Raw genomic sequence first — 17003 nt, 5'->3', positions numbered from 1 at the left:
CGGCGTCCCTTACAGGCCGGAGTCGGACGTGCGCACCAGGATGCGACGGCAGTTCTCGCAGCGCACCACGGTGTCGGGCGCGGCCGCGCGGACCTCGTTGAAGTCCGTGATGGACAGCTCCTGGCGGCAGCCCTGGCAGGTGCGCTGGTACAGCTTGGCCGCGCCGACGCCGCCCTGCTGCTCGCGGAGCTTCTCGTAGAGCTTGAGGAGGTCGGCGGGGACGGAGGCGGCGATGACCTCGCGCTCCTTGGTCACGGAGGCGATCTCGCCGTCGAGGGTCTCGAAGGCCGCGTCCCGGCGGGCGGTCGCGTCCTCGATCTTCGACTGGACGGAGGAGACGCGTCCGGTCAGCTCGGCCACCCGCTCCTGTGCGGACTCCAGACGCTCCATGACCTCAAGGACGACGTCCTCCAGGTCGCCCTGGCGCTTGGCGAGGGAGGTGATCTCGCGCTGGAGGTTCTCCAGGTCCTTGGGCGAGGTCACGGCGCCGGAGTCCAGGCGCTGCTGGTCGCGGGCGGCGCGCTGGCGCACCTGGTCCACGTCCTGCTCGGCCTTGGTCTGCTCGCGGGCGGTGTCGCTCTCCTCGGTCTGTGCGGCGACGAGCAGGTCGCGCAGCTGGGTGGCGTCCTTGGTGAGCGACTCGATCTCGGCGTGCTCGGGCAGCGACCGGCGCTTGTGGGTGAGCTGCTGGAGGCGGACGTCGAGGGCCTGGACGTCGAGAAGGCGGATCTGGTCGGCGGGCGCGGCGTTCAGTTGGGGGCTCCAGGTGAAGGGGAGTGGCTGGTCCAGGGGTCGGTGACCGTCTTGGAGACGTGCACACGCAGGTTCCAGCCGTGGCGGTCGGAGATCTCGTCGAGCTGGGCGGCGGCCAGCTCGCACCAGGGCCACTCTGTGGCCCAGTGCGCCGCGTCGAGCAGCGCGAGGGGGTTCTGGGCGCGGGCTTCGGACACCGGGTGGTGGCGCAGGTCCGCGGTGAGGAAGGCGTCGACGCCGGCCGCGCGCACCTGGTCGAAGAGGCTGTCGCCGGAGCCGCCGCTGACGGCGACCGTGCGGACGACCGCCTCGGGGTCGCCGGCGACGCGGATGCCCTGCGCGGTGGCGGGCAGGCGCTCGGCGGCCCGCGCCGCGAGTTCACGGACCGTGGTCGGGGGGTCGAGCTCACACACCCGCCCGAGACCCCGGCGCCCTTCCGGGTCCATCGGGTCCGGCACCAGCGGTCGTACGACCCTGAGGTCGAGCGCGCCCGCGAGGGCGTCCGAGACGCCGGGGTCGGCGGTGTCGGCGTTGGTGTGGGCCACGTGCAGCGCGATGTCGTTCTTGATGAGCGTGTGGACGACGCGGCCCTTGAAGTGCGAGGCCGCCACGGTCGTCGTACCGCGCAGGTAGAGGGGGTGGTGGGTGACCAGCAGGTCCGCGCCCAGCTTCACCGCCTCGTCGACGATCTCCTGGACCGGGTCGACGGCGAACAGGACCCGGGTGACCTCCTGGTCGGGTTCGCCCACGACGGTGCCGACCGCGTCCCAGGACTCGGCCCGCGCGGCGGGCCACAGGTTCTCCAGCGCGGCGATGACTTCAGACAGACGGGGCACGGGGAAAGGCTACCTGCCTGGTCTGTCCTGCTGAACCTGAGCCGCCCACGGCTGTCCCGCTCAGCACAGTCGCCCCGGTTTCCTCAGGCGAATCGTTCCTGGGCCACCCCTTTGTGTGAAGCGGAAGCCCGCCCGTCCCACGCCAGTGCGTGCGAAAACTACTTTCGTGGCCGGAGGTGACCGGACGATGACGGCCTGTGCCATCGAACCCGCGGCGGCGAACGAGGAGAGCGGGGGGAACGGGGAAAGCGGGGAGAACGGGGAGAACGGGGACGGCGAGACCCCGCGGACGGAGCGCGCGATCACCGAGGGCGACGAGACACCACGGACGGGGTACGCCGGCACCGAGCACGGCGCGACACCACGCACCCCGTACGCGATCACGGGGAACGGTGAGACCCCGCGCACGGACCTCGCGAACACCGAGCACGGCGCGACACCGCCCACGGGGTACGCCGACGCCGAGCACGACGCGACACCCCGAACGGACCTCGCGAACACCGAGCACGGCGCGACGCCACGGACGGGGTACGCCGACACCGAGCACGGCGGGACACCCCGCACTCCATACGCGATCACCGGAAGCGGCGAGACCCCGCGCACCGAGTGCACCATCACCGTCGACGGCTCCTACGCGGCCCGTCTCGCCCGGGACGGCGGCGGCTCCTGGTTCCCGGAGCGGTGGACCCTGGACGGCCCGGAGCCCTACGCGGTGCCGCTGCCCGGCAACCAGCCCGAGGAGCCCGGCACCGAGGTGCAGCCGATGGGCGACGGGCGGGTCCTGATCAGGCGGTTCGCCGACCGGCGGCACGCCTTCTCGCTGCTCTACCCGACCGGCCCCCAGACCGGCGAGCTGCCGCTGGGCGCGGTCGAGTGCCCGGAGGCGGAGACGGTCCTGCGTCTGCTGCCGCCGGCGCCGGGCGGCGAGAAGGCGTACGCCCTCGCCGTGGGCCGCCGCTCCAGTGCCGTGTGGCTGGTGGCGGGCGGTGCTTTCGGGCCGGAGCACCTCGCGGAGATCCCGGGCCGTTGCTCGGGCGGGGTGTGGCTGGACCGGGCCGGGCGGATGCTGGTCCTGGACCGGGAGCTCGGCGGGCGGACCAAGGCGGTGGTGGTCGATCTGGAGCGGGGCGGGGAGATCTCCCCCCTCCTCCAGATCGCCGACGGCAGTGACGACCGGCTGCTGCTGGCCGACCCGGACAGCGGGCTGCTGCTGATCTCCTCGGACGCGCCGTCGCCCGGGCGCGCGCGGCTGGGCTGGGGGGTACTGGGCAGCACGCTGCCGGTGCGCTTCCCGGAGTGCCTGCGGATGCCCGAGTGCGTGGTGACGCCGTTCGCGATCCAGCCGGGGCAGGTGCTGATGCCGGAGAGCTGCGGGGTGGCGCTGCGCGTCGACGGCCCGGCGGCAAGCTGGGTGGGCGTGTGGCGGCCCGCCGCCCGGCAGGTCCAGCATCTCCCGGCGCCCGAGGGGTGGTTGGCGGGTTCCGGGTTGTGGACCGAGGACGGGGAGCTGCTCCTGCCGTACGCCACGGTGGAGGCGCCGTGCGGGGTGGCGCGGTGGGCGGCGGCTGCACGGAACGGGGCCCTCACCGGGGAAGCGGAGGGCCCGGGGGAAACGGGGGGAACCGGGGGAACGGGGGCGGGGGACGCGGGCCCGGAGGATCCGGAGGGCGGCGGCGGTACGGCCGCGCAGCCGCCCGAACCGGGTCCTCCGGAGCCTGTCGTGGCACGTCCTGTGCCCCTGCAGCAGGCCCCGTTGGGCAATCTTGTAACGAAGTAGTGCCGGTTGGTCTTGCCGCCTGGATTCGCCCCGCGGTGTGCCGGTTAAACTCGCCCCGCTGTAAGAAAGATCATGTTGACGGGGTGAATTACTTCCATGAGCGACGCCAGCACGAACCAGTCGACTGCAGACGTCCAGGAGTCCACGGGACGCGGTAAGCACCGGGGTCCGGTCTCGGTCCAGGACAGCGAGACGGCCCCGCGTGGCCGTCACCGCAAGTCGGTCGAGCAGACCGAGGCCGCGGCCTGAGGCAGACGACGACACACGGCCCCGCCCTGCTCACTCGCAGGGGGTGGGGCCGTTTCGTCGTCTCTACTCCCGCCTGAGGCCCAGTACTTCGGCCGCCGCGAAGGTCTCCCCCGCCGGCCGTCGCGCGTAGTGCGGGGTGAGCAGCGCGTCCAGTTCGTCGTAGGTGAAGGCGTCCTGTTTGCTGTCGAACTTGGCCTGCACCCGCGGTCGTTCGACGATGACGACCATCCCTCCGTGTACGACGAGCAGCTGTCCGTTGACGCGCTCGGCGGCCGGTGAGGCCAAGTAGCCGACGAGCGGGGCGACATGCTCGGGGGCGAGGGGGTCGAGTCCCGACTCCGGCTGCTCGAACCCCGCTCCGGAGAAGACGTCCTCGGTCATCCGGGTGCGGGCGCGCGGGCAGATGGCGTTGGCCGTCACGCCGTACTTGGCGAGGGCGAGGGCCGTCGAGGTGGTGAGTCCGACGATCCCGCCCTTGGCGGCCGCGTAGTTGGGCTGTCCGGCGGACCCGGCGAGGAACGCCTCCGAGGAGGTGTTGACGATACGGCCGTACACCGGCCCGCCCGCCGCCTTGGACCGCTCGCGCCAGTGCGCGGACGCGAACCGGGTGGTGTTGAAGTGGCCCTTGAGGTGGACCCGGATCACCGCGTCCCACTCGCCCTCGGTCATGGAGAAGACCATGCGGTCGCGCAGGATGCCCGCGTTGTTGACGAGGATGTCGAGCTTGCCGAACTCGGCGATCGCCAACTCGACCAGTTCCCTGGCCTGTTGGTGGTCACCCACGTCCCCGGTGTGGGCGATCGCCTGGCCGCCCGCGGCCCGGATCTCGTCGGCGACCTGCTCGGCGGGGCCCGCGTCGGCCTCGCCGGAGCCGTCCCGGCCGGGCTGTCCGTAGTCGTTGACGACCACGGCGGCGCCGAGCCGGGCCAGCTCCAGCGCCTCAGCCCGGCCGAGCCCCCGGCCGGCGCCGGTGACGATCGCCGCGAGCCCCTCGAGTGGCAGTGGCCGTGGCAGTGGCACGGTCATCGCGGCCCCTCAGATCTCGATGCAGGTACGGAGGGAGGTCCCGGTGCGCATCTGGTCGAGCGCCTCGTTGATCTCGCTCAGCGGCACCCGGTGGGTGATCAGGCCGTCCAGGTCGACGCGGCCGGCCCGCCACAGGGCGATGGTCCGCTCGTAGGAGCGCAGGACGTCCCCGCCGCCGTACATGGAGGGCAGGATGCGTTTCTCGTCGAAGAACAGCTCGAACATGTTGAGTTGGAGGAAGTCGTCCATGGCGCCCGCGCCGACGACGACGAGGGTGCCGCCGCGCCGGGTGGTCTCGTACGCGGTGCGGGCGGTCGTGGACCTGCCGACGACCTCGAAGACGTAGTCGAAGCCCTCGCCGGCGGTCACCTGCTGCTTGGCGTCGGCGAGTTCGTCCGGGGAGACGGCCCGGGTGGCGCCGAACCTCAGGGCGGCCTCGCGGCGGGAGGCGACCGGGTCGACGGCGACGATCTCGGCGGCGCCCTTGAGGCGGGCCCCCTGGATCGCGGAGATGCCGACGCCTCCGCAGCCGATGACGGCGACCGACGAACCGGCCTCCACGTCCGCGGTGTTGAGGGCGGCGCCGAGTCCGGTGGTGACCCCGCAGCCGATCAGCGCGGCGATGTCGAAGGGCACGTCGTCGGGTATCGGCACCGCGCAGCCCGCGTCGACGACGACCTCCTCGGCGAAGGTGCCGGTGCCCGCGAAGCCGAAGACATCACCGCCGGGGCGGCGGAAGTTGGGAGTGCCCGCGTTCATGAATCCGGCGAGGCACAGTTCGGTCTGGCCGCGCTTGCAGGCGGGACAGGCGCCGCAGGCGGGCAGCCAGCAGACGACGACCCGGTCGCCCGGCTTCAAGTGGCCGACATCCTCCCCGACTTCGAGGATCTCGCCCGCGCCCTCGTGCCCGGGGACGAAGGGCGCCGGCTGCGGGAGGACCCCGCCCATCGCGGACAGGTCCGAGTGGCACAGCCCCGTGGCCCGCACCCGGATCCTGACCCTGCCGGGGCCGAACCCCACCGCCTCGACGTCGTCGTGGACTTCGAGCTTTTCCTGGCCGATCTCGTGCAGTACGGCTGCGCGCATGGTGCGGCTCCCCTCGTACGGCGTGCTGGGTTCAGGAGTGTTCGACGACGGTGTCGGCGAGGACGGGCGCGTCGTCGCGTTCCACGGCACTGACGGCGACCCTGGTGGACTCCGGTGTGTGCCACATCCGGATCCGCAGGGTCTCCCCCGGGTAGACGACCCCGGCGAACCGGGTGGTGTAGGACCGCACCCGGGTCACGTCCCCGCCGAGGAGTGTGTCGACGACCGCCTTGAGCGTCATGCCGTAGGTGCACAGCCCGTGCAGGATGGGCCGTTCGAACCCGGCGACCTTGGCGAACTCCGGGTCGGCGTGCAGCGGGTTCCAGTCGCCGGAGAGACGGTAGAGCAGGGCCTGGTCCTCGCGGATCGGGCGCTCGACGGTCCGGTCGGGCTCACCGGTGGGGGGCTCCAGGCGGGCCGAGGGGCCCCGGTCGCCGCCCCAGCCGCCCTCTCCGCGTACGAAGATCTGGGCGTCGTTGGTCCACAACGGGCCCTCGCCGTCCGCGACTTCGGTCCGCATGACCAGGACGGCCGCCTTGCCCTTGTCGTACACGGCGGCGATGCGGTGGGTGGCGGTCGCGGTGCCCTGGGCGGGCAGGGGGCGGTGGACGACCAGTGACTGGCCGCCGTGCAGGACCTTGGCGAGATCGACGTCGATGCCGGGCATGGACAGACCGCTGATCACTCCCGGCGATCCCGAGCCCGCGACCGTGGCGAAGCTCGGCAGGACGTGCAGCCGGGATTCGAGGGTGTAGCGCAGTTCGTCGGGGTCGGTGGCGGGGCTGGGCTTGTCGGGGTGCGAGCCCGCCCCGATTCCCAGGTGATAGAGCTGGACGTCCTTGGAGTTCCAGGAGATCTCGCCGGTCCGGGGTTCGGCGGCGAGGGCCTTGGCTGCGTCGATGGGCATACGGCTCCTGACAGGGGCGGAGTCAAGACCTCGGTACGGCCGTCCGCACCGTCGGCCGCACCGAGGTCGTCGCGGGCCGATCTAGAACGCGTTCCAGTCCGGCGCCCTCTGTATAGCCGAGCCCACCGCACTTGTGAAGGCTCCTGACGGTGTGTCAGGTCTGGTCGGCCCGGTGTATCAGGCCGGTCCCCGGGGTTCCGCCGCCGTGACATTTGTACTGCCCAAGTCCGTACACGCACATCTGCCGGGCAGGGTCCGCGATGCGTAGCGTCGTCGGTATGACACAGGGGATGCGCGAGGCGGTGCGCTCGGCGCGGGAGCAGCAGCGGTGGTACAAGGCGAACAAGGAACGCCTCAAGGCCGAGTGCGAGACCGCGCGCAAGGCCGGGGAGGTCCCCACGGAAGTCGGCCTCGGCAGCGGGTTCGGGCTGCTGCCCTGGCTGCTGATGGGGATGGGCGCCTGCTCCAACCTCTTCAAGGGCGAGACCCCCAACCCGTGGATCGGCGGCCTCGGGCTGCTCGCCTTCAACTCGCTCTACGTCTACGTCGCGTTCCGCGCCTTTCGCAAGGAGACCCGGGAGGCCACCTCCACGCGGGTGGCGCTGGTGCTGATGGGCCTGGTGACCTGCGGTCTGGCGCTGGGATACGGCGGCAACTGGCTGCTGTTCTTCCCCCTGTTCGGGCTCGCGACGGGTGCGATCGTGCGGCTGCCGCACCTGCGATGGGTGGGAGCGGTCGTGACCGTCATCGCCGGCGCGGCCTCCGTCCTCCGCGACGGCTGGGGCGGGCTCGACGCCGCGTACGCCACCTGGATCTCCACGATGGTCACGGCCGCGATCATGTCCCTCTCCGAGGCGGTACGGCAGTTGCGGGAGGCCCGCGAGGAACTGGCCCGGCGCGCGGTCGAGGAGGAACGGCTGCGGTTCTCCCGGGATCTGCACGATCTGCTCGGGCACACGCTGTCGGTGATCGTGGTCAAGTCGGAGGCGGCCCGGCGCCTCGCACCACGCGACCTGGACGCGGCACTCGTCCAGGTCGGCGACATCGAGTCGGTGGGACGGCAGGCGCTCACCGAGATCCGCGAGGCGGTGACCGGCTATCGCGAGGGCAGCCTCAGCACCGACCTCGACCGTGCCGTCTCGGCCCTGCGCGCCGCGGGCATCGAGCCCGCCGTCCGCCGCTCCGGTCACCCGCTCACCGCCCAGACCGAGGCCCTGCTGGGCTGGGTGGTCCGCGAGGCGGTGACCAACGCGGTACGGCACAGCGGGGCGAGGCGATGCGAGATCTCGGTGGAGGGCTCGGCGGAACGGGTGCGGCTGCGCGTCTGGGACGACGGCCGGGGGACGACGGCGGCCACAGGGGCGACCGTGGGTGACGACACCCTCGACAAGGTGGGTGACGGCACCCTCGGCACCATGGGTGAGGGCGCCCCCGACAAGGGCGGCACCGGTCTCAAGGGGCTCGCGGAGCGGCTGGCCGCGGCGGGTGGGCGGCTGGAGGCGGAGCCGGGGCCGCGGGGCGGGTTCGTGGTGCGGGCCGAGTTGCCGGTCGAGTCGGTGGAGCCGTTGCCGCCCGGCGGGCCGGCGGAGGACGCGCGCCGGGCCCGGATCGGGGATGCGGCCAGGTGACGCCGTACAGGCCCGGCCGCCCCTCCGCACCCCCCGGCCGCCCCCTCCCCTTCCCCCCTCTTCACTCTTCTGTTCTCAAGGATCGGGCGCCTCAGCGCAACGGAGTCACACCCCCACCGAGCCCGCCCCCGCGCCCTACGCTTGGGCCGTGAACGAGATGCCCCGGGATCACCGGCCCGCCAAGTCGATCCGCGTGCTGCTCGCCGAGGACCAGGGCATGATGCGCGGGGCGCTCGCGTTGTTGCTCGGGATGGAACCGGACATCCAGGTCGTGTCCCAGGTCGCGGCGGGGGACGTGATCGTGGACGCGGCGCTCACGCACCGCCCCGACGTGGCGCTCCTCGACATCGAGCTGCCGGGGATGAGCGGTCTGGACGCCGCCGCCGAACTGCGCGACCAGGCGCCGGACTGCCGGGTGCTGATCCTGACCACCTTCGGACGACCTGGCTATCTGCGCCGGGCCATGGAGGCGGGTGCCGCCGGTTTCCTCGTCAAGGACGGTCCCGTCGAGGAGCTGGCCGCCGCGATCCGCCGAGTCCTGACCGGCGAGACCGTGATCGACCCCGCCCTCGCCGCGGCCGCCCTCAGTGCCGGCCCGAACCCCCTCACCGCCCGTGAGTGCGATGTCCTCAAGGCCTCCGCGGACGGATCGACGGTGGCCGACATCGCCGACGGACTCCGTCTCTCCGAGTCCACCGTCCGCAACTACCTCTCCGCCGCCATCGGCAAGACCGGCACCCGCAACCGGATGGAGGCACTGCGGGCGGCCCGGCAGCAGGGGTGGCTGTGAGTCCGGCGGTGCCCTACTCGACCACCTCCGCCGTCTTGTACTCGGCCCCCTTCGGCGCCAGGCACACGAACCAGTCGTAGGGGGAACCCTCCGCCGGGCGGATCGCCTCGACGTCGGTGCCGGTGCCGGAGGCGGCCCGCTCCACCACGGTCGCCGTCCGGTTCGTCCAGGCGCAGTTGACGCGCTGGGCGGTCTTGGCGACATAGCCGATGACGAGACGGACGTCCTTCGTGTCGCCGGGTTCGAGGGGCAGGGAGCCGGACATGAGATCCGTGCCCGTCAGAGCGTCCGACTCGGGGACGGTGTTCTCCATGACTTTCCTCGACTCGCCGCCGTAGTCGAGGTGCACGAAGTAGGCGATCCTGCCCACCAGGTCCGAGGCCTCGCGGACGTCGGGCGGGGACTCGCCGTGGGCCCGCATCGCGTTCATCGTGGCCCGGGCCTCCGCCGTGTCGACCGGCGCCTGCCATGAATCGAGGGTGACCCGCCACTCCTTGCCGTCATCCGTGCCGCTCGCCAGCGTGGTCCGGTTGACGGGCTCGAACGCGCGGGGCGTGCCGGTGGCCGACGGCCGGGTGGCCACCGCGCCCCCGCCACCGTCGCCACCGTCGCCACCCGGCAGCCCCGCCACCGCGAGCGTCGCCGAGGAACCCGCGAGAACCAGTGCCGTGGCCGCGGCCACCGCCCAGCGGCGGGCCCGGCGCCTGCGGCCACCGCGGAGCACCTCCTGGTAGGGGGCTATGCCGATCTCGACCTCGTCGGCGGCGTCGGCCAGCAGGAGGGCGATGTCGCTGTCGCTCATGTCGTGGTTCCTCTCCCGGTCCGCGCTCATCACTTCCGCCCTCCCTGCGTCACCATGTCGGCCAGTCCTGGTATGGCGCGGAGTTTCGCGATCCCCTTGGCCGCGTTGCTCTTCACCGAGCCGACCGAGCAGCCCATCGCCTCGGCCGTCTGGGTCTCGGTCAGGTCCTCCCAGTACCGCAGGACCACTGCCTCCCGCTGCCGGGGCGGGAGTTGGGCCAGCGCCGTCAGCAGGGCGCCGCGGTCGTCGGCCTGGGCGATGCGGTCACCGGTGTCGGCGATCTCGCGCACCAGGCCCGAGTCGTCCCCCCGCGCCAGGAACTCCCTGAGCCTCTTGCGGTGCTTGCGCGCGTGAGCGTTGATCATCACGCGCCGTACGTACGCCTCCGGATCGTCCGCCGAGCCGACCCTGCGCCAGGCCACATAGACCTGTTCGAGCGTCGACTGGACCAGGTCCTCCGCCGCGTGCTGCTCCCCCGTGAGGAGAAATGCCGTCCGCATCAGCCGCGGCCAGCGGCCGACGACAAAGCTCTGGAACTCCTCGTCCCGAGCCTGTTTCCGATCCCCCATGGGCACCTCCTAGATGTCTTAAGGAGTCCATGAGCGGCCCGGACCGTTGCCTCACGCCCCCGGAATTCTCCGAGGCAGCCACACCAGCATGAGCACCACCCCTGCCAGCAGCACCCCGGTCCCCACTCGGAACGCCAGCGCGTACCCCTCCGTCAGCGCCTCCGGCGCCTCCACATCCCCCGTCCGGGCCGCCGCCAGCGTCGACAGGACCGCGAGCCCGAGCGAGCCGCCCATCGTGCGCGACGTGTTCACCAGGCCCGACACCAGGCCGGCCTCTCCCGGTGCCGCCCCCGAGGTGGCGAGCGAGGCGAGCGGGGTCGAGGCGAGGCCCGCGCCCAGCATCATCAGGATCCCGGGGCCCATGATCGAGGTGACGTAGCCGCCGTCCGCGGTCATCGTCGACTGCCAGCCGTAGCCGGCCAGCGCGACGAGCGTCCCCAGGACCGCCACCCGGCGCGCCCCGAGTCCGTGCATGAGGCGGGGCGCGAGCTTGGAGCCGAGCACGATCGCCAGGGAGCTCGGCAGCATGGAGAGCCCGGCTTCGAGCGGGGAGTATCCGAGGACGTTCTGGGCGTACAGCGTGATGAAGTACCACGTGCAGAACAGGGCGGAACCGGTCAGGAACATCGCCGCGTTCGCCGACGCCACCGCCCGCACCCGGAGCAGTCCGAGCGGCATCAGCGGGGCCGCCGTACGGGACTCGACGAGCAGGAAGCCGCAGATCAGCACCAGCCCGACCGTCAGCGGGACCAGTGTGGCGGCCGCCGTCCACCCCTCGGCCCCGGTCTGCGAGATGCCGTACGCCAGCACCGCCAGTCCCCCGGTGACCAGCAGCGCGCCCGGCAGGTCCAGGCGCCGCCCGTCCCCTCTGCGGCTCTCGGTCAGCCACCACAGCGAGCCCAGGAGCACCACGGCGCCTACGGGGACGTTGATCAGCAGCACCCAGCGCCAGGACAGGGTGTCGACGAGGAGTCCGCCGAAGAAGCCGCCCGCCGCGCCGCCGCCCGCGCCCACCGCCGTCCAGGTGGCGATGGCCCGGGCCCGCGCGGGACCTTCCGGGACCGCCGAGGTCACGATCGTCAGCGTGGCGGGGGCGAGGACCGCCGCGCCGAGGCCCTGCGCGGCCCGGGCGGCCAGCAGTTCGCTGCCCTGCCGGGCCAGGCCGCCGGCCAGCGAGGCCGCCGTGAACAGGCCGAGGCCGACCAGGAACATCCGCTTGCGGCCGTAGAGGTCACCGGCCCGGCCGCCGAGGAGCATGAACCCGGCGAAGGCGATGGAGTAGGCGTTCACGACGAACTGCAGGCCGGACTCGCTCATGCCCAGGTCGGCGCGTACGGAGGGCAGCGCCACGTTGACGACGGACACGTCGAGGACGACCAGGAACTGGCCCGCGCACGCCAGCGCGACCACGAGCCAGGCGGGCGGAGCGGGTCGGGTACGGCGGGGTCCGCGGGCGAGGTCGGCGGCTTCCAGCATGGTCGTCATGCTCTCAATCCGGCTCCGCTTCCCCAAGAGAATATAAAGAAATCGTTAGTACGCCGAAGCATCGGAATAGTTGCCCACGCATACGTAGTTCAAGCCACACGTAACCAGAGTCCACGTCCCACACAGCCCCATCTCCAGGCCCGGAGGCCTCCCTCACATGACGCACACGCCGACCGACCAGCCCACCCGGAGAGCGTCCGGCGCTGTCGTCCCGGTGCTCGCCTTCGCGGGCATCGTGGTCGCGGTGATGCAGACCCTGCTCGTCCCGGTCATCAAGGACCTGCCGCAACTGCTGGACACCGAGCCCAGCAACGCCACCTGGGTCCTGACGTCCACCCTGCTCTCGGGCGCCGTCGCCACCCCGATCATGGGCCGCCTCGGCGACCTCTACGGCAAGCGCCGCATGCTCATCCTCAGCCTCGCCGTGATGGTGGTCGGCGCCTTGGTCAGCGCCCTCACCAGCGAGCTGCTCACGATGATCGCCGGCCGCACGCTCCAGGGCTTCGCCATGGGCGCGATCCCCCTCGGCATCGGCCTGATGCGCGACATGCTGCCGCGCGAGAAGCTCGGCTCGGCGATGGCCCTGATGAGCTCCTCCATCGGCGTCGGCGGCGGCCTCGCGCTGCCCCTCGCCGCCCTGATCGCCCAGCACGCCGACTGGCACGCCCTCTTCTACGGCGCGGCCGGCATCGGCGCCCTCTCGATCGCCCTCACCCTCCTCGTCGTACCGGAGTCCCCGGCACGCGCCGAGGGCACCTTCGACGTGCTGGGCGCGATCGGCCTCTCCACCGGACTCGTCCTCTTCCTCCTCCCCATCACCAAGGGCAGCGACTGGGGCTGGACCTCGGGCACCACGCTCGGCCTCTTCGCCGCCGCCGCGGTCGTCCTCGTCCTGTGGGGCGTCATGGAACTGCGGGTGAAGGCCCCCCTGGTCGACCTGCGCACCACGGCCCGCCCGGCGGTCCTCTTCACCAACCTGGCGTCGATCATGGTCGGTGTCTCCTTCTACGTCGTCTCGCTCGTCCTTCCCCAGCTGCTCCAGCTCCCGAAGGCGACGGGCTACGGCCTCGGCCAGTCGATGGTCGTCGCGGGTCTGCTGGTCGCTCCGCTGGGCCTGACGATGATGTTCACGGCGCCGGTGTACGCGCGGCTGTCGGCGAAGTACGGCCCCAAGTTCACCCTCATCCTCGGCATGCTGGTCATCGCGATCGGCTACGGCGCGGGCCTCGGCCTCATGAGCGCGGCCTGGCAGAGCCTCGTGATCGCGGTCGTGCTGGGCGCGGGCATCGGTCTCGCGTACTCCTCCCTCCCCGCGCTGATCGTCGGCGCGGTGCCGGCCTCGGAGACGGGCGCGGCCAACGGCCTGAACACGCTGATGCGGTCCATCGGTACGTCCGTGTCGAGCGCCGTGATCGGGATGGTGCTGGCGAACACCGCGAACAACGTGGGCGGCGTCGCGGTACCGACCATGCACGGTTTCCGGGTGTCCTTCCTCATCGCGACCGGTGCGGTGGCGATCGGCCTGCTGATGGCCCTGTTCCTGCCGAAGCCGAACAAGGCTCCGCAGCTCCGGGCCACCAGTGAGGAGGAGACGGCCATCGAGCGCGCCGAGGAGGTGCTGCGGGGCTTCCGTGGCCGGGTCCTGGACGCCTCCGGCTCTCCCGTCGCCCGCGCCAAGGTCACGCTGATCGACCAGCGGGGCCGACAGGCGGGCGCCACCCTCTCCGCCGACGACGGCTCCTACGTCCTCACCGTCCCGGCCCAGGGCTCCTACGTCCTCGCCGCCCGAGCCACCGGGCACGGCCCGCTGGCCTCCTCGGCCACCCACGCGGGCGACGACCGGGCGATCGACCTGGACCTGGCCCTGCCGGGGGAGACGGTCACGGCCTGACCGGTCCCCTGAACACACCGCACCCCCGTCCCGGGTTGTTGGGGACGGGGGTGCGGTGTGTTTGGGGGGTGGCGTGTCCGGGGGTGCCGGTGTGATCGGGAGTGCGGGGTAATCGGAGGTGCGGGGGTGATCGGGGGTGGTGTGTCCAGCGGTGCGGTGTGTCCGGCAGCTGTGCGTCCGCAGGCGGTGCGTCCGGAGGCGGTGCGTCCGAAGGTGCGTGGAAGGGCGTAGGCCGGAGGTCTGCCTGCGGTCATCGGCCCCAGGTCCGCGCGTGGCCGTCGGGTCGCCGGGGTCGCCGGGATCGGCTGGCCGCGGGGCTGATGTCGGCTGGCGGAGGGCTGATCGGGGGCAGGGGCCGCCTGCACGGACGGCGGGGGACGGAGCCGGCTCGTGGGGGACGGCGGCAGGTCGGAGCCGACCGACGCGGGACGACGGAGAGCCGGGACGCAGGCCGCAGGTCGCAGGCCGCAGGTCGCAGGCCGCAGGTCGCAGGCCGCAGGCCGCAGGCCGCAGGCCGCAGGCGACCGCAGGTCAGGTCGGCCTGCGTCACGGCCGCTCACGCCACCGAGCCGCCCACCACTGCAATCCCCCGCCCCCTTAGGCTGCCCGTACCGGACGACTGGAAGGAACCCCCATGGCCGCGGCCGCACCCAAGCCCGAGATCCTCGCCGCCTTCGAGGCCGCGAAGGGGTTCATGCCGGTCGGCGAGGGGCTGGCCCTCTACGAGGCCGCCCTGGACGCCGGGCGGCTCGGGCTGCCGTTGCTTGAGGTCGGGACGTACTGCGGCCGTTCCGCGATCCTGCTCGGGGACGCGGCCCGCGAGGCCGGTGTCACCGCGCTGACCGTCGACCACCACCGCGGCAGCGAGGAGCAGCAGCCGGGGTGGGAGTACCACGACCCGGAGACCGTGGACCCGGAGCTCGGGGTGATGGACACCCTGCCGACCTTCCGCAGGACCCTGTACCGGGCCGGCCTGGAGGACCACGTGGTCGCCGTCGTCGGACGCTCCCCGCAGATCGCGAAGATCTGGCACACCCCTCTCGCCCTCGTCTTCGTCGACGGCGGCCACACCGACGAGCACGCGAACGCCGACTACGAGGGCTGGGCCCCGCACGTGGCCGAGGGCGGGCTGCTCGTCATCCATGACGTGTTCCCGGAGCCGGAGGACGAGTTCACCGGGCAGGCCCCCTACCGTATCTACCTCCGGGCCCTGGCCTCCGGGGCGTTCACGGAGGTCTCCGCGACCGATTCCCTGCGGGTGCTGCGGCGAACGCGGGCGGGGATCTGAGAGCAGGGTTAGAGTCGCAGACGTGTCGTACGCAGGCCCTGAATTCGATTCCCCCCAGCCCCGCCGCCCCCGGCCCCGGCCGCTGGCCCTCTCTCTCGCCGTCCTCGTGCCGGGCGCGTTGCTCGGGTGGCTCGTGTACGCGGGCGTGAGCGGGGCCGCCGACGGCAACGGGACGGCGGCCGAGGCGAGTCCGCGGGCGAGTGCTCCGCCGGCCGTCTCCTCCACCACCGCCGACGACAAGGAACCCACCTCGCTCAGGGGCAAGGTCGTCGTCATCGACCCGGGGCACAACCTCACCAACTTCCGGCACACGGCCGAGATCAACCGCAAGGTCGACATCGGCACGAACCGCAAGGAATGCGACACGACGGGGACGTCCACCAACTCCGGTTACGCGGAGGCCAAGTTCACCCTCGACGTCGCCCACCGGCTGCGCACGCTGCTGGAGAGGCAGGGCGCGACGGTGAAGCTGACGCAGGACGGCGACCGGCCCTACGGGCCCTGCGTGGACGAGCGGGCCAGGATCGGCAACCGGGCCAAGGCCGACGCGGTGGTGTCGATCCACGCGGACGGCGCGGGCGCCGGGCAGCGCGGCTACCACGTGATCCTGCCGGGCCGCGTCCACCAGGGCATCGCCGACACCCGCCGTATCGTCGCCCCCTCGGCGCGACTCGGCAAGGACGTCGCGGCCGACTTCCGACGCGCGACGGGCACGCGCCCCTCCAACTACGTCGGCGACGGCACCGGCCTGGTCACCCGCACCGACCTGGGCGGCCTCAACCTCTCGACGGTCCCCAAGGTGTTCATCGAATGCGGCAACATGCGCGACAGCAAGGACGCGGCACTCCTCACGAGCGCGGCCTGGCGCCAGAAGGCCGCGCAAGGAATCTCTGAGGGAATCGTGAGTTTCCTGCGCGGGTAACGATCGGCGCGCAGATCCCGTCGTACGCTCCGCCCCGCCGGGCGATAGGGTCTACCGACGACGAGACGACCTACGAAGGACTTGAAGTGAATATCCGCTCCCTCACTCGAGGCGACGGCGTGGTGATCGGTGCAGCGGTGTTGCTGTTCATCGCGTCGTTCCTCGATCTGTACTCGGTCGACGGAGCCCCCGACGACGCCGACCTCCCCAGCGCCTGGGCGAGCGGTCCGGTCGTGATGGGGGTTGTCCTCGCGGGCATCATCGGCGCCGCCCTCGTCGTCGTGTCGCGCGGGCTGCCGCAGCTTCCCAAGCCGGCGGGGCTCGACCTCGGCCAGGTCGGCACCGCGTTCACGGTGTTCGCCGCGTGGAGCGCGCTCGGGAACGTCTTCGACCCGCTGAGCGCCGCGGACTACGGCTCCAGTTCGGACACCGTCAGCGCCGGCATCGGCCTGATCCTCGCTCTCGTCGCCACCGTGGTGATGGCCGGGGCCGCCATCGCCACCCCGCTCGTCCCCGCCCTCCAGGCCGGCCTGATCCCGGCCCCCAAGCCGCCCCAGCCGCAGCCCTACGGCGCCCAGCCGCCCGGTGGTTACGGCTACCCGGGTGCCCAGCAGCCGGGGCAGCAGGGCGGGCACGGGCAGCCGTACGGCGGTCAGCCGCAGCCGGGGCAGCCGTTCGGCTCGCAGCCCCAGCCGCAGGCGCAGGCCCCGCAGCCGCCGGCCGCCGAGTTCTCGCCGTTCTGGTTCGCCGTGCCGGTGCCGCGTCCGCTGTTCGCGGAGGACGGCTCGCCGACGCCGATCGCCGAACTCGCCCCGGGCACCTGGTACCTGGCCGTGGAGCAGCGTGGTCCGGCTCTGGTCGCCCAGACGCAGGACGGCCGCCGTGGCGTGCTGCAGGACACGAGCGGCATTCAGCGCGGCTGAGCCCTTCGAGGTCGTACGACGGCCCCTCGCCCCTTCCGGGCGGGGGGCCGTTGCCGTACATTCGCGAGCGG

16 protein-coding genes are annotated in these 17003 nt (G+C 72.4%); 8 read left to right on the top strand and 8 right to left on the bottom strand.

Annotated elements, in window-relative coordinates:
- Positions 1–9 precede the first annotated feature (9 nt).
- Both ACFYZ8_RS04570 and ACFYZ8_RS04565 read right to left on the bottom strand, forming a co-directional pair.
- Complete coding sequence (locus tag ACFYZ8_RS04570; RefSeq protein WP_082319556.1) at positions 10–753, bottom strand: zinc ribbon domain-containing protein; 744 nt, start codon at positions 751–753, stop codon at positions 10–12.
- On the bottom strand, positions 750–1589 hold the full coding sequence (locus ACFYZ8_RS04565) for a Nif3-like dinuclear metal center hexameric protein (RefSeq protein ID WP_388535704.1): 840 nt from the start codon (positions 1587–1589) through the stop codon (positions 750–752). Before ACFYZ8_RS04565 ends, ACFYZ8_RS04570 begins: the two co-directional genes overlap by 4 nt.
- A 574-nt stretch (positions 1590–2163) precedes the next feature.
- Here ACFYZ8_RS04565 and ACFYZ8_RS04560 point away from each other — a divergent pair.
- Together ACFYZ8_RS04560 and ACFYZ8_RS04555 are read left to right on the top strand one after the other, a co-directional pair.
- The gene (locus tag ACFYZ8_RS04560; protein ID WP_388536328.1) at positions 2164–3366 is read left to right on the top strand and encodes a hypothetical protein; all 1203 of its coding nucleotides are present in this window, start codon (positions 2164–2166) and stop codon (positions 3364–3366) included.
- Between the two features lie 96 nt (positions 3367–3462).
- Positions 3463–3615 (top strand): hypothetical protein, encoded by a 153-nt coding sequence (locus ACFYZ8_RS04555; protein WP_212672426.1) that lies wholly within the window; start codon positions 3463–3465, stop codon positions 3613–3615.
- A gap of 63 nt (positions 3616–3678) precedes the next feature.
- Here the strand turns inward: ACFYZ8_RS04555 and ACFYZ8_RS04550 are convergent, their stop codons facing one another.
- The 3 genes from ACFYZ8_RS04550 to ACFYZ8_RS04540 are packed head-to-tail and all read right to left on the bottom strand — an operon-like array spanning position 3679 to position 6634.
- Positions 3679–4641 (bottom strand): 3-oxoacyl-ACP reductase, encoded by a 963-nt coding sequence (locus ACFYZ8_RS04550; protein WP_388535706.1) that lies wholly within the window; start codon positions 4639–4641, stop codon positions 3679–3681.
- Between the two features lie 9 nt (positions 4642–4650).
- Positions 4651–5727, bottom strand: coding sequence for a Zn-dependent alcohol dehydrogenase (locus tag ACFYZ8_RS04545; RefSeq protein ID WP_388535708.1), 1077 nt, complete (start codon positions 5725–5727; stop codon positions 4651–4653).
- A 31-nt stretch (positions 5728–5758) separates the two neighbouring features.
- Positions 5759–6634, bottom strand: a complete 876-nt coding sequence (locus ACFYZ8_RS04540; protein ID WP_359032470.1) for a MaoC/PaaZ C-terminal domain-containing protein — start codon at positions 6632–6634, stop codon at positions 5759–5761.
- A gap of 278 nt (positions 6635–6912) precedes the next feature.
- Between ACFYZ8_RS04540 and ACFYZ8_RS04535 the strand changes: the two genes are divergently transcribed.
- Positions 6913–8262 carry a histidine kinase gene (locus ACFYZ8_RS04535; protein WP_388535710.1) on the top strand — a complete coding sequence of 450 codons (1350 nt, stop codon included), beginning with the start codon at positions 6913–6915 and terminating at the stop codon, positions 8260–8262.
- Between the two features lie 157 nt (positions 8263–8419).
- Positions 8420–9052: a response regulator gene (locus tag ACFYZ8_RS04530; protein WP_388536330.1), complete on the top strand. Its 633-nt coding sequence runs from the start codon at positions 8420–8422 to the stop codon at positions 9050–9052.
- A gap of 13 nt (positions 9053–9065) precedes the next feature.
- On the opposite strand, the gene ACFYZ8_RS04525 is transcribed toward ACFYZ8_RS04530, so the two are convergent.
- Genes ACFYZ8_RS04525 through ACFYZ8_RS04515 form a run of 3 tightly spaced genes read right to left on the bottom strand, consistent with a single transcriptional unit; the run spans position 9066 to position 11908 of the window.
- Positions 9066–9854, bottom strand: a complete 789-nt coding sequence (locus tag ACFYZ8_RS04525; protein WP_388535712.1) for a hypothetical protein — start codon at positions 9852–9854, stop codon at positions 9066–9068.
- 29 nt (positions 9855–9883) lie between these two features.
- Positions 9884–10423: a SigE family RNA polymerase sigma factor gene (locus ACFYZ8_RS04520; RefSeq protein ID WP_359032476.1), complete on the bottom strand. Its 540-nt coding sequence runs from the start codon at positions 10421–10423 to the stop codon at positions 9884–9886.
- 51 nt (positions 10424–10474) lie between these two features.
- Complete coding sequence (locus ACFYZ8_RS04515) at positions 10475–11908, bottom strand: MFS transporter (protein WP_388535715.1); 1434 nt, start codon at positions 11906–11908, stop codon at positions 10475–10477.
- A 157-nt stretch (positions 11909–12065) separates the two neighbouring features.
- Between ACFYZ8_RS04515 and ACFYZ8_RS04510 the strand changes: the two genes are divergently transcribed.
- The 4 genes from ACFYZ8_RS04510 (at position 12066) to ACFYZ8_RS04495 (ending at position 16932) form a co-directional block, all read left to right on the top strand.
- Entirely contained in the window at positions 12066–13799 is a 1734-nt protein-coding gene (locus tag ACFYZ8_RS04510; RefSeq protein ID WP_388535718.1) for an MFS transporter, read from the top strand.
- A 634-nt stretch (positions 13800–14433) separates the two neighbouring features.
- Positions 14434–15087, top strand: a complete 654-nt coding sequence (locus tag ACFYZ8_RS04505) for a class I SAM-dependent methyltransferase (protein ID WP_359032482.1) — start codon at positions 14434–14436, stop codon at positions 15085–15087.
- Positions 15088–15109: 22 nt separating this feature from the next.
- Positions 15110–16009 carry an N-acetylmuramoyl-L-alanine amidase gene (locus ACFYZ8_RS04500; protein ID WP_388535721.1) on the top strand — a complete coding sequence of 300 codons (900 nt, stop codon included), beginning with the start codon at positions 15110–15112 and terminating at the stop codon, positions 16007–16009.
- Between the two features lie 86 nt (positions 16010–16095).
- Entirely contained in the window at positions 16096–16932 is an 837-nt protein-coding gene (locus ACFYZ8_RS04495; RefSeq protein WP_359032486.1) for a hypothetical protein, read from the top strand.
- The last annotated feature ends 71 nt before the right edge of the window (positions 16933–17003 follow it).

Source organism: Streptomyces sp. NPDC001668, from assembly GCF_042893155.1.
Taxonomy (GTDB): Bacteria; Actinomycetota; Actinomycetes; order Streptomycetales; family Streptomycetaceae; genus Streptomyces.
The sequence above is the reverse complement of the archived record's forward strand: the minus strand, read 5'-3'. Positions and strand labels throughout refer to the sequence as shown.